The organism is Streptomyces sp. NPDC056373 (assembly GCF_042262425.1).
Classification (GTDB): domain Bacteria; phylum Actinomycetota; class Actinomycetes; order Streptomycetales; family Streptomycetaceae; genus Streptomyces.
This window is the reverse complement of record NZ_JBHJPX010000016.1, coordinates 105,295-118,540: the sequence shown is the minus strand read 5'-3', so window position 1 is coordinate 118,540 and position 13,246 is coordinate 105,295. Positions and strand designations below refer to the sequence as shown.

Genomic DNA, 13,246 nt, shown 5'->3' with positions numbered 1-13,246 from the left:
CTTCTTTCGGGCGGTCGGTTCAGCCACGGGCGGCGGTGAGGGATTCCCGCGCCGCGGCGACGACGTTCTCGGGGGTGAAGCCGTACTCGGCGAACAGGGTCTTCGCGTCGGCGGAGGCACCGAAGTGCTCCAGGGAGACGATGCGTCCCGCGTCCCCGACGAAGCGGTGCCAGGTCAGGCCGATCCCGGCCTCGACGGCGACCCTGGCCTTCACGGACGGCGGAAGCACGCTGTCGCGGTACGAACGCGGCTGCTCCTCGAACCACTCCACGGACGGCATCGACACCACGCGGGTGGGCACGCCGGCGGCCTGGAGCTGCTCGCGCGCACCGGCGGCGACGTGCACCTCGGAACCCGTGGCGATGAGGATCACCTGGGGCGCGCCGCCCTCCGCCTCGAACCGCACGTAACCGCCGCGCGCCGCGGCCGGGTCCGGCTCGTAGGTGGGCACGCCCTGGCGGGTGAGCGCGAGGCCGTGCGGGGCCGGGGCGGTGCCGTGCCGCCTGAGGATCTCGGCCCAGACGACCGCGGTCTCGCCCGCGTCGGCCGGGCGTACGACATTCAGGCCCGGGATGGCGCGCAGCGCGGCCAGGTGCTCCACCGGCTGGTGGGTCGGGCCGTCCTCGCCCAGGCCGATCGAATCGTGCGTCCACACGTACGTCACCGGCAGCTGCATCAGGGCCGACATCCGCACGGCGTTGCGCATGTAGTCGGAGAACACCAGGAACGTGCCGCCGTAGACGCGGGTGTTGCCGTGCAGGGCGATGCCGTTCATCTCCGCGGCCATGGAGAACTCGCGGATGCCGAAGTGCACGGTGCGGCCGTAGGGGTCGGCCTCCGGCAGCGGGTTGCCCTCCGGCAGGAAGGAGCTGGTCTTGTCGATGGTGGTGTTGTTGGAGCCGGCGAGGTCGGCCGAGCCGCCCCACAGCTCGGGCACGATCGGTCCGAGGGCCTGCAGCACCTTGCCGGAGGCGGCGCGGGTGGCGATGGCCTTGCCCGGCTCGAACACCGGCAGCGCGTCCTCCCAGCCCTCGGGCAGCTCGCCCTTGCTGACCCGGTCGAAGGTGGCGGCCCGCTGCGGGTTCTCGCCCCGCCAGGCGGCGATCCGCTTGTCCCAGGCGGTGTGCGCCTCGGCGCCCCGGTCCAGGGCCAGGCGGGTGTGGGCCAGCACCTCGTCGGCGACCTCGAAGGACCGCTCCGGGTCGAAGCCGAGGAGGCGCTTGGTGGCCGCGACCTCGTCCTCGCCGAGCGCCGAGCCGTGGGAGGCCTCGGTGTTGCGCGCGTTCGGAGCGGGCCAGGCGATGATCGTGCGCATCGCGATGATCGACGGGCGCCCCGTCTCGGCCTGAGCCGCCCTCAGCGCCGCGTACAGCGCGTGCGGGTCGACGTCGCCGTCCTCCCGCGGCTCGATGCGCTGCACGTGCCAGCCGTAGGCCTCGTAGCGCTTCAGCACGTCCTCGGAGAACGCGGTCGCGGTGTCGCCCTCGATGGAGATGTGGTTGTCGTCGTAGAGGAAGACCAGGTTGCCGAGCTTCTGGTGGCCGGCGAGGGAGGATGCCTCGGCGGAGACGCCCTCCTGGAGGTCGCCGTCGGAGACGATCGCCCAGATCGTGTGGTCGAAGGGGGAGTCGCCCTCGGGGGTGTCCGGGTCGAACAGGCCGCGCTCGTAGCGGGCGGCCATCGCCATGCCGACGGCGTTCGCGACGCCCTGGCCCAGGGGGCCGGTGGTGGTCTCCACGCCGGCGGTGTGCCCGTACTCGGGGTGGCCGGGCGTCTTGGAGCCGTGTGTGCGGAACGCCTTCAGGTCGTCCAGCTCCAGCTCGTAGCCCGCGAGGTACAGCTGTGTGTAGAGGGTCAGCGAGGTGTGGCCGGGGGACAGGACGAAGCGGTCACGGCCGGTCCACTCGGGATCGGCGGGGTCGTGCCGCATCACCTTCTGAAAGATCGTGTAGGCGGCCGGCGCCAAACTCATCGCCGTGCCCGGGTGGCCGTTGCCGACCCGCTGGACGGCATCCGCCGCCAGCAGACGGGCGGTGTCGACGGCACGCCGGTCGAGTTCGGTCCATTCGAAGCTGTCCGCTGTCTGCGTGCTCATCTTCAAGAAGTCCTCGATCGGTGCGAAGGTGCTGGTCTGACGCGTTCAAAATTAAAAGTCTGACTTTTACGCCGGAAGGTCGCCGTGTGCCAGCCTGTGGTGAAAGTGGGACACCCACCGGCAGCAGGGTGCGCACATGGGGCGGGACGAGGGGTACTTGGTGGACATTGTGGACAGAACCATCCAAGGCGGCGACGGGATCGATACGTTCCCCTTCCCGGTCGAGCTCAGCGTCGGAGGCGTCGGCATGCAGGTCGCCCCGATGGGCGACACCTGGCCGTCCGGCGTACCGCTGGAGCGCGTGCACCGCATCGACTTCCACATCGTCCTGCTGTTCGGCGCGGGCCCGGTCCGGCACATGGTCGACTTCACCGAGCACGAGGCCACCGCCGGGGACCTGCTGTGGATCCGCCCGGGGCAGGTCCACCGCTTCTCGCCCACCAGCGAGTACCGCGGAACCGTGCTGACCATGCAACCCGGCTTCCTGCCCCGCTCGACCGTCGAGGCCACCGGCCTCTACCGCTACGACCTGCCGCCGCTGCTGCGCCCCGACCCGCCCCAACTCGCCGCCCTGCAAGCCGCGCTGAGCCAGCTTCGGCGCGAGTACGAGGACACGGCGACGCTCCCGCTGAGCCTGCACACCGCCGTCCTGCGCCACACGCTGACGGCGTTCCTGCTGCGGCTCGCCCACCTCGCGGCGAACTCGGCCGAGGCAGGGCGGCAGCGGTCCGACTCGACGTTCACCCTCTTCCGGGACGCCGTGGAACGGGACTTCGCCACCAACCACAGCGTCAGCGCCTACGCCGACGCGCTCGGCTACTCCCGCCGCACGCTGGTGCGTGCCGTGCGTGCCGCGACCGGGGAGACCCCCAAGGCGTTCATCGACAAGCGGGTGGTCCTGGAGGCCAAACGGCTCCTCGCCCACACCGAGCTGCCGATCGGCCGGGTCGGCGTGGCGGTCGGCTTCCCCGACGCCGCGAACTTCTCCAAGTTCTTCCACCAGCACACGGAGCAGACCCCGGCGGCGTTTCGCGCGGAGTTGCGCTGAGGGCGGCGAAGGGGGCTCCACGCGCGCGTGGAGCCCCCTTCCCGAGAACCGGAGTTCAAGTTCCTTCAGTGCCCGGGGTCGAGCCCCTTCTCGAGGGCCGTCAGCGCCCGAAGGTGAACCAGTTGACGTTCACGAAGTCGGCCGGCTGACCGCTCGTGAACGTCAGATACACGTCGTGCGTGCCCGTCACGGCGCTGATGTTCGCAGGGACGGTCCGCCACGACTGCCAGCCCCCGGTGCTGCCCACCGCGAAACTCCCGACGGGTGCGCTGCTCCGGCTGTCCAGCCGCACCTCGACCAGCCCGCTGACGCCGCCCGACGCTCCGCTCGCGACCCGGGCGCTGAACTGCCGGGCCGCCGTGGAGCCGAAGTTCACCCCCTTGAAGTGCAGCCAGTCGCCGTTGGCCAGGGCGCCGACGTTCTGCCCCCCGCCGGTGTCGGACGTCGTCTCGGTGATCACGCCGGACTGGCCGTCGTAGGACTCGGCCTGGATGGTGCCGTAGGCGTCGCGGCCACCGGTCGGCGGAGGCGTGGTGCCGCCGCCGGACGACAGCACCTGCACGTAGTCGACGACCATCGCGTGGCCCGGTTGCGTCCCGGCGTCCGGGCCGCCGCCGAACGCGTCGGGGAAGCCGCCGCCAATCGCGACGTTCAGGATGACGAAGAAGCCGTGGTCGGTGGCGTTCTTCCAGGTCGTCGCGTCGACCTGATCGGCGCGCACGGTGTGGTAGTTGACGCCGTCGAGGTAGAAGCGGATCTCCTCGACGCTCGTCGAGCGGTCCCACTCCATCCGGTACGTGTGGAAGCCGGCCTGGCAGGAGCTGCCCTGGCAGGTGGTCGAACCGCCGATGCCGCTGGTCTCGTTGCACGGGCCGCCCGGGGAGGTGCCGCAGTGCATCGTCGCGAACACCGTGTTCATGCCCTGGGTGTTCTCCATGATGTCCAGCTCGCCGACCGCCGGCCAGTTCCAGTAGTCGCCGCGGTAGGGGCCGCCCAGCATCCAGAACGCCGGCCAGTAGCCCTTGGCGGCGGCACCGGTGACGTTCGGCACCTGGATGCGCGACTCGACGCGGAGCCTGCCGCCGGCCGGGGGCCGGAAGTCGGTGCGGTTGGTCTCGATCCGGCCGGAGGTCCAGTTGCCGGCCGAGTCCCGCCGGGGCGTGATGCGCAGGTTGCCGTTGCCGTCGAGCGAGACGTTGTCCGTGCTGTTCGTCATCGTCTCGATCTCGCCCGTGCCCCAGTTCGCGGGGCCGCCCGGGTAGCCCTTGCCGGTCGCGTAACGCCAGTCGGAGGTGTTGACGCCGGAGCCGGCGGCGCCGTTGAAGTCGTCCACGAACAACTGCGTCCAGCCCGACGGGGGCGGGGGCGCGGAGGCGTTCGCGGACGGGGTGGCGACCGCGGAGGCGGCGGCCGCGAGCCCGAGGGTGCTGACCACGGCGACGAACGCCCGCCGCAGCGGGCGCCGTCTGGGGGAGGTGCCGGTGGTGTCGCTCATGTGGGGATGCCTCTCGGAGGGGAGACGGGGGAGAGCGAGTTTGAGAGCGCTCTCAAAGTGCCGTCAATGTGCTCCCCGCGGTCTGGGGCGTCAAGAGGTAAAGCCGGGATTGGTGCGGGGCGGTGCGTGAGTGCACTCCTTGAACGGGACCGCCCCGGCCCGGCCCTGCCGGGATCCGCGCTGTTGAACGAGGGGTTCGGGGGCACTCGGGGGGTCGACGGACTACCGGTCGAGGCAGCAGGAGGCATCCGTGGCTGTTCGCCATCACCTCATCCGAGTCGGCCCGGGCGCAGTGTGGGACGTCCTCGCCGACGGCCACCGCTACGCCGAGTGGGTGGTGGGCACCTCCGGGTCCCACCCGGTGCGCGGACACTGGCCGCGCACCGGAGCGGCGATCCGCTACGAGGTCCGGCTCGGCCCGGTACGGCTCGAGAACGAGACGACCGTCCGCTACTGCGACGAAGGCTCCCGGCTGGAGCTGGAGGCGCACGCCGGCGTGCTCGGCACCGCACGCATCGCGATCGAGCTGCAGCCCTGGGGTGAGCACTGCCTGGTGATCGTGGACGAGCACCCGCTGTGCGGCGCGGGCGGCCGGTTGCACAACGTCGGCTTCGAGGCGCTGATCCAGCTGCGCCACCGCGCCATGCTGGCCCGGCTGGCCAGGCTGTGCGAGGCGGAGGCACGGGTCCCGGGAGGCACCCGCCGCGGCCTCGGCCGGGTGACCGCCGGGCCCGACACGGGCGGAGCCCGGCATGCCTGACGCCGTGGTGATCGGCGCGGGCCCCAACGGCCTGGTCGCCGCCAACGTCCTCGCGGACGCCGGGTGGCACGTCGAGGTGCTGGAGGAGCAGCCCGAGCCGGGCGGCGCCGTGCGCCACGACCGGGGCGTCGACCCCGCGTTCGTCAACGACCTGTTCAGTTCCTTCTACCCCCTCGCCGCCGCCTCGCCCGTCCTGGCCGCGCTGCGCCCCGAGGAGCACGGACTGCGCTGGAGCCACGCGCCCAGCGTGCTGGCCCACCCCCTCACCGACGGCAGCTGCGCCGTCCTGGACCGGAATGTCGACGCCACCGCCGCGTCCCTCGACGCCTTCGGGCCGGGCGACGGAGCCGCATGGCAGCGCCTGCACGACGTGTGGGAGAGCCTGCGCCCCGACCTCCTGGACGCGCTGTTCACCCCCTTCCCGCCCGTCCGTGCGACGGCCCGGCTTGCGCTGCGGCTGCGGGCCGCAGGTGGCCTGCGCATGGCTCGCTCGCTGGTCCTCCCGGCGCGCCGCCTGGGGGAGGAGGAGTTCCGCGGCCAGGGCGGGCGCCTGCTTCTGGCCGGCAACGCCCTGCACGCCGACCTCGCCCCCGAGTCGGCGGGCAGCGGCGGCTTCGGCTGGCTGATGGCCATGCTGGGCCAGAGCTACGGCTTCCCGGTCCCGGCCGGTGGCTCCGGCGCCCTGACCACCGCTCTGGTGCGCCGCCTGGAGTCCCGGGGCGGACGGGTGCGCTGCGGTCAGCGCGTCGAGCGGATCGTCATCCGCGGGGGGCGGGCGCTCGGCGTGCGCACGGCGGCCGGTGACGCGGTGCGGGCCCGCCGGGCGGTCCTGGCGGACGTGTCGGTGCCCCTCCTGTACGGCGAGCTCGTCGAGCCCGAGCACCTGCCCGCGCAGATCCTCGACGACCTGAGGCGCTTCCAGTGGGACTTCGCCACGTTCAAGGTCGACTGGGCGCTCGACGGCCCCGTGCCCTGGCAGAACGAGCAGGCGTCCAGGGCCGGTACCGTGCACCTCTCCGACGGGATGGACGAGCTCACCCGCTTCGCCGCGCAGATCGCCATGCGGCAGGTGCCGGACCGGCCGTTCGTGATCTTCGGGCAGATGACCACCTCCGATGCCTCCCGTTCCCCGCAGGGCACCGAGTCCGCCTGGGCCTACACGCACATCCCCCACGAGATCGCCGCCGACGCCGCCGACGAGGGCATCACCGGCCGCTGGGACACCGAGGACCAGGAACTCATGGCCGACCGCGTCGAACGCCAGGTGGAGCGCTTCGCGCCCGGCTTCCGTTCCCTGATCCGCGGCCGCCGCATCCTGGCACCGCCGACCCTGGAGGCCCTCGACGGCAATCTCGCGGGCGGCGCCATCAACGGGGGCACCACGGCGATCCACCAGCAACTGGTCTTCCGCCCCCTGCCCGGCACCGGCCGCCCGGAGACCCCCGTGCCGGGCCTCTACCTCGCCTCCTCCGGAGCCCACCCGGGCGGCGGGGTGCACGGCGCGCCCGGAGCCAACGCCGCCCGGGCCGCCCTGCGCCGCCACCGGGCCCCCGGCCTCGCCGGCGCCCAGCGGCTCCTCGCCCACCGCGACCGCACCGGAGCCAGACGCTGATCCCGGCCCTCCGGGGACGGGCCCGACGCCGAAGGAAGGGCACATGCGCAGCAGCCCGCTCGCCGAGCGCACGATCGTCGTCACCGGAGCCGCCCGCGGTGTGGGCGAGGCCCTGGCCCGCGAGGTGGCCCGGCGCGGCGCCCGGGTGGCGCTCCTCGGCCATGAGAAGACCGCCCTGGACGCGGTGGCCGCCTCGCTGCCGGGCCCGGCGCTCGCCCTGGAGGCCGACGTCACCGACCTCTCGGCGCTGGAAGCCGCGGCGGAGGCCGTGCGGGACGGTCTCGGACGCCCGTCGGCCGTGGTGGCCAACGCCGGCATCGCCGAGGGCGGCTCGCTGCTCGCCTCGGACCCGGACACCTGGCGCCGCGTGATCGACGTCAACCTCACCGGCAGCGCCCGGACCGCCCGGGCGTTCCTGCCGGACCTGCTCGACACGGCGGGCTATTTCCTCCAGGTCGCCTCTCTGGCGTCGATCGGCGCCGCCCCGCTGATGAGCGCCTACTGCGCCTCCAAGGCGGGGGTCGAGGCCTTCGCGCACTCCCTGCGGGCGGAGGTGGCGCACCGCGGGGTCGGGGTCGGCATCGCCTACCTCAACTGGACGGACACCGACATGATCCGCGACGCCGACCGGTACGCGGTCCTGCGGGAGCTGCGCCTGCACATGCCCCCGCCGGCCCGCCGCGTCCACCCCGTGGAGGTCGTCGCCGCCCGCCTGGTCAGAGGCATGGAGCGGCGGCGTACCGCCGTCTACGCCCCGGGGTGGCTGCGGCTGGCCCAGCCGATACGCCCCGCCATGCCCCCGGTGGTCCTGCGCGTGGCGCGTCGCGCACTGCCCCGCCTGGAGGCCTCGGGCCCGGTCCGCTGCACCGGGCCGCTCGGCGCCGGCGGCCGGGCCGACCGTGCGGCGGCCGGGCCGGGCGCCTGACGACAGCGTCCCGGCCCGGTCCCGGGGCAGGCCCTGCCGCTGTCCCGCTGTCCCGCTGTCCCGCTGTCCCGCTGTCCCGCTGTCCCGGTGGCCCGGTGGCCCGGTGGCCCGCTGTCCCGGTGGCCCGGTGGCCCGCTGTCCCGGTGACCCGGTGGCCCGCTGTCCCGGTGACCCGGTGACCCGGTGACCCGGTGACCCGGTGACCCGGTGGCCCGGTGTCCCGTCGGCTCGGCTCCCCGATGGCCCGGCGCACCGGCGCACCGGCGCACCGGCGCACCGGCGCCCCGGTGGCTCATCGGCCCGCGGCACCGGCAGTCCCGGGCGGGCGCCGTCATGGCGGACACTGGTCAGCAGGAGAAGGGAGGCCGACCGTGCTGTCCGGAGTCCGAGACCAGCTGGGCCAGGCCCTGTTCCGCCGTGTCGCCGGCCCGGGCGGGCCCGCGACACGTGCCCGCATCCACCACACCCCCGGCCCGCGCTGGTTCGGGCCGGACCGGCCGATCCGCACGGTCCACGGTGACGCCTCGATGTTCATCGGGGGGCTGACCGCGCTGCTCCTGCAGTCCCTGCACCCCCTCGCGATGGCGGCCGTCGCCGGTCACTCCGGCTTCCGCGGCGACCCGTGGGGCCGGTTGCAGCGCACCAGCACCTTCCTGGCGGTCACGACGTACGGCACCGCCGCGGACGCCCAGCAGGCGGTCGACCACGTACGCGCCATCCACGAACGGATCCGCGGCACGACGGCGGAGGGCGTGCCGTACCACGCGGCCGACCCCCGTCTGCTCGGCTGGGTGCACGCGGCCGAGACGGACAGCTTCCTGCGCGCCCACGAACGCTACGGGGCCCATCCGCTGGACGACGCGGGCTACGACGCCTACGTCGCCGACACCGCACGTGTCGCCGAGGCGCTGGGAGCGGTCGACCCGCCGCGAAGCCGCACCGAACTGGCCGAGTGCCTGGCGGCCTACCGGCCCGGACTGCGGGCCACACCCGAGGCCCGTGCGGCCGCCCGCTTCCTGCTGTTCCAGCCTCCCCTGCCCCTGGCCGTCCGCCCCTTCTACGGAGGGCTCGCCGCGAACGCCGTGCACCTGCTCCCGCCCTGGGCGCGCGGCATGCTGTGGCTGCCCCGGGTCCCGGTCGTCGAGGACCTCGCCGTACGCCCCACGGGCCGGGCCCTGACCCGGACCATCCGCTGGGCCATGGCCCCGGCCCGCGAGACCTGACGGCGGCGACGGGGGCTCAGGGCTGCCACCCGAGCGCCCGCGAGATCCCGCGCGCCGCCACCCGCACCGCCGGGCCCAGCACCGGGACCTGGGCGTCCGCATGGGGCACCACGATCGATACGGCGGCGGTCACCGTGCCGTCCGCGCCACGTACGGGCGCGGCCACCGACAGTGCGTCCTCCGTGACCTGACGGTCGCTCACCGCCACCCCCGACCTGCGCACCTCGGCCAGCACCCGGCGCAGCCGCTCCGGGTCGGTGATCGTGTACGGGGTGAAGGACGCCAGCTCGCCCTCGCAGTACTCCTTCCGGAACACCGGGTCGCCGTGGGCCAGCAGGGCGAGGCCGACCCCGGTGGCGTGCAGCGGCCAGCGGGCGCCGACGCGGATGTGCACCCCCACCGCCGACCGCCCCGACAGCCACTCGATGTAGACGACGTCCCGCCCGTCCCGGACGGCCAGTTGCACGTTCTCGTGCGTGGCCTCGTACAGGTCCTCCAGATACGGCAGCGCGATCTGCCGCAGCGCGAGGCCCCGCGGGGCCAGCGCTGCGACTTCCCACAACCGCAGCCCGACGTGGTAGACGCCGGACTCGTCCCGCTCCAGGGCGCCCCACTCGGTGAGCGCGCCCACCAGCCGGTGCGCGGTGGTCAGGCTCAGCCCGGCCCGCCGGCTGATGTCCGTCAGGCACAGCGCCGGATGCTCGTGGTCGAAGGCCGCGAGCACGGACAGCAGCCGGTCGGGCGCGGTGGGGGTGGTCATGGCCGGGCGTCACGCCCCAGGTCGTAGGGGCGGGGGTAGGAGCTCGGGCGGTACGGCAGGTAGCGGGGCTCGGCCGTCGGGTCCTCGGCCCTCGCGCGGGAGTTGAGAGTGCCCGGCGAGGCGTCCCAGCGGCCGGTGTCCAGGCGGTGCTCCAGGGTGTGCAGGGCGGCCAGGGTCTCGCCCGGGGTGAAGGTGCAGTGGCCCGGGGCGTCGACATACGCCTGGCGGAGGAGCCCGACGGAGCCCGCCGCCGTGGCGGCCCGCCGGTAGGCGCTCTCCGACTGCACCGGGATGAGGGCGTCACCGGTGGTGTGGATGTTCAGCTGGGGGTCGGTGAGGCGGCCGGAGAGCACGCTGGTGTTGCGCATCCACCCCACGGCTGACGGGTCGGCCGAGATCCGGGGTGCCCGGCTCAGCGCCGAGAGATCGGTGCGCAACGACAGTCCCGCCTCCTTGTAGAGCTCCGTCACCTCTTTGTACAGCGGGGACCGTTCGAGCATCGAGCGGTAGTCGACGCCCGTGTTCCAGGACGGGTTGCCGCCCGCCCGGCTCTCCGCCTCCTGCCGCCAGCTGAAGGCGGGCCTCTGCAGCAGCCCCCGGACGGCGGTGAACTGGTTGGACTGCTGGGTCCCCCAGTCCGTGGGGCCCGGCCTGGTCTGCGAGGCGTCGTTGTAGCCGGGGATGTTGTGCAGCGCGGCGGCGAGGGCGATCCGGGCCCGGCCCTCGGGCGTCTGCTGGGCTGCGTCGACCTTCGTGGTGAGGGTCTTCGCGGCAGCGACCGCCTCCGCCTGGTCCGCGAACCCCGCGAGCCTGACACCGGAGTCCGGGGCGAGCAGGGTGCGCAGCGCGAACACCGGGTCCAGGGTGCTGTTCCAGTTGGCGACGCCGCCCTGCACCAGCCCGCACATCGACACCGAACCGTCGAACCGGCCGGCGTGCCGCTCGGCGAGCACGGTGGTGACAAAGCCGCCGTACGAGGTGCCCCAGGCCAGCGACCGCCGGGCCGGTCCGAACTTCTCGGTGAACAGGTCCAGGGTCGCCAGCTGGTCGGGCACCGCCTCGGTGACCGCCCAGCCGTTCGTCGCGTACGAGGAGCCGATCAGGGCGTAGCCCTCGGCCAGCAGCTTGTCCCGGGCGGCCGTACTCGGAGTGTTCTGGGCCCGCTTGGGGGATCCGGCCGGGGCGTAGCCGTGGCTGTACAGCAGCACCGTGCCGTTCCAGGACGCGGGCACGTCCATCACGTACAGCGCGCCGGAGGACAGCTCGCCCTCCACGTGGGCGGCGGTGGCGTCGGCGGCCTGCGCGGGCAGGGCGGTGGCGGCCAGGGACAGGCAGGCGGTCAGCAGGGCGAGGCGGATCCTCAACGGGGGGTTCCTTCCAGGGTGGGGGCGGTGGTGGGGGACTCCAGCGCGTCCGTGTGCGTCTCGCGCAGCCGCCACACGGTGACCGCGGTGACGGCCGCGCCGGCGCACAGCAGCAGCGACACCGGGGTGCTGCCGCCGCCGAAGGAGGCCAGCAGGCTGCCCGCGATCAGCGGGGAGAACCCGGCGCCGACCAGGGTCGCGCCCTGGTAGCCGAGGGAGGCGCCGGTGTAGCGGACGCGGGTGCCGAACATCTCGGTGAGCAGGGCGCCCAGCGGGCCGTACATCGTCGACTGGGCGACGCCGTGGCCCACGGACAGCGCGAGGATCAGCAGGCCGGGCGATCCGGAGTCGACCAGGGCCAGCACCGGGAACGCGAGCGCCGCCGAGGCGACGGCACCGGCGAGGACGACGGGCCGGCGCCCGACCCGGTCCGAAAGGGCGGAGGCGGCGGGCAGGACGACGAGGGCCACGCAGGAGGCGACGGTCACCGCGGTCAGCACCTGCGGCCGGGTGTATCCCTCGTCGACGGCGTAGGAGATCATGAAGCTGGTCAGCAGCGACTGGGCGGTGAAGGCGCCGATGCCCACGCAGGCGGCCAGCAGCACGGGCTTCGGGCGGCGCAGCACCTCCACGATCGGAGGCCGGTCCACCGGCTCCCTCCTGACCTGCGCGAACAGCGGGCTCTCGGCGACCTTCAGGCGCACGAACAGGCCGACGGCCAGCAGCACGATGCTCAGCAGGAACGGCACCCGCCAGCCCCAGGAGCGGAAGTCGTCGTCCGGCAGCGTGGCGACGAGCGTGACCACACCGGCCGACAGGACGGATCCGAGCGGGGCGCCGAGCTGGGTGAAGCTGGACCACAGGCCGCGCCGGGTACCACGGGCGTGCTCGGCGTGTTCCACGACCATCAGCATCGCCCCGCCCCACTCGCCGCCGATCGCGATGCCCTGCACCACGCGCAGGGCGACCAGCAGCACCGGCGCCCAGACGCCGATGGTGTCGTAGGTCGGCAGCAGGCCGATGAGGAAGCTGCCGGACCCCATCAGGACCATGGTCAGCAGCAGCATCGACTTGCGGCCGATCCGGTCGCCGAAGTGGCCGAAGAGGATGCCGCCGAGCGGCCGGGCGAGATAGCCCGCGGCGAAGGTGCCGAACGCGGCGATGGTGCCGACGGCCGGGTCGGCCCGCGGGAAGAACAGTTCGCCGAAGACGAGCGCGGCGACGGTGCCGTAGACGAGGAAGTCGTAGAACTCGACGGTCGTGCCGAGCAGGCCGGAGACGGCGACCCGGCGCAACTGCCGTGAATCGGGGGAGGGTTGAGGGGTTGACGGAGATGGCTGCACGGTGGGCTCCCTGGGGACGGGGCGCGGTTGATCCGTGAAGTTATGCATCCATCGTGCAGCCGTCAATCATTTGCACAACATCAGTTCAGGCCGTCCTCAGCGATCCGCAGGAGCAGCGCGTGCAGCGTCTCCCGCTCGTCCGGGTCCAGCGGGCCGAGCAGTTCACCGGTCACGCGCAGGCCGTCGTCGGCGGTGTCGCGGAGGAAGTCGCGGCCGCTCTCGGACAGGACGACGATGCGGCTGCGGCGGTCGTCGGGGGAGGGGCGGCGCTCGGCGAAACCCAGCTTCTCCAGGTCGTCGACCAGGCCGACGATCGCGCTCGGGTCGTAGCCGAGCCGCACGCTGAGTTCCCTCTGCAGGGCGCCGTCGGTGGTGGCGAGGAAGCGGAGCACCGCGTAGTGGCGCAGGCGCAGTCCGGACTCCTGGAGGCAGGCGTTGAAGAGCTGCCCCGAGCGCAGGCCCAGGCGGTAGAGCAGATAGCCGGTGTCGGCGTGCAGACCGCGCATCCACGGCTCATGGGCGTCGATGGGCTTCGGGGTGACGTTCTGGCGTGCGATGACGGGCTCCCTGGGCTCGGTGCTGCTTCCTGCTGATTCCAGCATCCCGCACCCGTGGGTCGAC

At 73.5% G+C, this 13,246-nt stretch carries 11 protein-coding genes; 5 read left to right on the top strand and 6 right to left on the bottom strand.

Features of this window, described 5'->3' with window-relative positions:
* Positions 1-19: 19 nt before the first annotated feature.
* Entirely contained in the window at positions 20-2,095 is a 2,076-nt protein-coding gene (gene tkt, locus ACFCXS_RS30540; protein ID WP_376646586.1) for a transketolase, read from the bottom strand.
* 136 nt (positions 2,096-2,231) lie between these two features.
* Here tkt and ACFCXS_RS30535 point away from each other — a divergent pair, with 136 nt between their 5' ends.
* The gene (locus tag ACFCXS_RS30535; RefSeq protein ID WP_376646585.1) at positions 2,232-3,143 is read left to right on the top strand and encodes a helix-turn-helix domain-containing protein; all 912 of its coding nucleotides are present in this window, start codon (positions 2,232-2,234) and stop codon (positions 3,141-3,143) included.
* 100 nt (positions 3,144-3,243) lie between these two features.
* Here the strand turns inward: ACFCXS_RS30535 and ACFCXS_RS30530 are convergent, their stop codons facing one another.
* Entirely contained in the window at positions 3,244-4,638 is a 1,395-nt protein-coding gene (locus ACFCXS_RS30530; protein ID WP_376646584.1) for a glycoside hydrolase family 16 protein, read from the bottom strand.
* Between the two features lie 250 nt (positions 4,639-4,888).
* Between ACFCXS_RS30530 and ACFCXS_RS30525 the strand changes: the two genes are divergently transcribed.
* From ACFCXS_RS30525 to ACFCXS_RS30510, 4 genes are all read left to right on the top strand, one after another.
* Entirely contained in the window at positions 4,889-5,398 is a 510-nt protein-coding gene (locus ACFCXS_RS30525) for an SRPBCC family protein (RefSeq protein WP_376646583.1), read from the top strand.
* Positions 5,391-7,010, top strand: a complete 1,620-nt coding sequence (locus tag ACFCXS_RS30520; RefSeq protein ID WP_376646582.1) for a phytoene desaturase family protein — start codon at positions 5,391-5,393, stop codon at positions 7,008-7,010. The genes ACFCXS_RS30525 and ACFCXS_RS30520 overlap by 8 nt, the downstream gene beginning before the upstream one ends.
* A gap of 43 nt (positions 7,011-7,053) precedes the next feature.
* Positions 7,054-7,935 carry an SDR family oxidoreductase gene (locus tag ACFCXS_RS30515; RefSeq protein WP_376646581.1) on the top strand — a complete coding sequence of 294 codons (882 nt, stop codon included), beginning with the start codon at positions 7,054-7,056 and terminating at the stop codon, positions 7,933-7,935.
* Positions 7,936-8,306: 371 nt separating this feature from the next.
* Complete coding sequence (locus ACFCXS_RS30510; protein WP_376646580.1) at positions 8,307-9,158, top strand: oxygenase MpaB family protein; 852 nt, start codon at positions 8,307-8,309, stop codon at positions 9,156-9,158.
* Positions 9,159-9,174: 16 nt separating this feature from the next.
* On the opposite strand, the gene ACFCXS_RS30505 is transcribed toward ACFCXS_RS30510, so the two are convergent.
* The 4 genes from ACFCXS_RS30505 to ACFCXS_RS30490 all read right to left on the bottom strand — a co-directional run bounded on the left by ACFCXS_RS30505 (position 9,175) and on the right by ACFCXS_RS30490 (position 13,131).
* Positions 9,175-9,918, bottom strand: coding sequence for an IclR family transcriptional regulator (locus ACFCXS_RS30505; RefSeq protein ID WP_376646579.1), 744 nt, complete (start codon positions 9,916-9,918; stop codon positions 9,175-9,177).
* Positions 9,915-11,282, bottom strand: a complete 1,368-nt coding sequence (locus ACFCXS_RS30500) for an alpha/beta hydrolase family protein (RefSeq protein WP_376646578.1) — start codon at positions 11,280-11,282, stop codon at positions 9,915-9,917. Before ACFCXS_RS30500 ends, ACFCXS_RS30505 begins: the two co-directional genes overlap by 4 nt.
* On the bottom strand, positions 11,279-12,577 hold the full coding sequence (locus tag ACFCXS_RS30495; RefSeq protein WP_376646577.1) for an MFS transporter: 1,299 nt from the start codon (positions 12,575-12,577) through the stop codon (positions 11,279-11,281). Before ACFCXS_RS30495 ends, ACFCXS_RS30500 begins: the two co-directional genes overlap by 4 nt.
* Positions 12,578-12,705: 128 nt before the next feature.
* Positions 12,706-13,131 (bottom strand): MarR family winged helix-turn-helix transcriptional regulator, encoded by a 426-nt coding sequence (locus tag ACFCXS_RS30490; RefSeq protein WP_376646682.1) that lies wholly within the window; start codon positions 13,129-13,131, stop codon positions 12,706-12,708.
* Between the last annotated feature and the right edge of the window lie 115 nt (positions 13,132-13,246).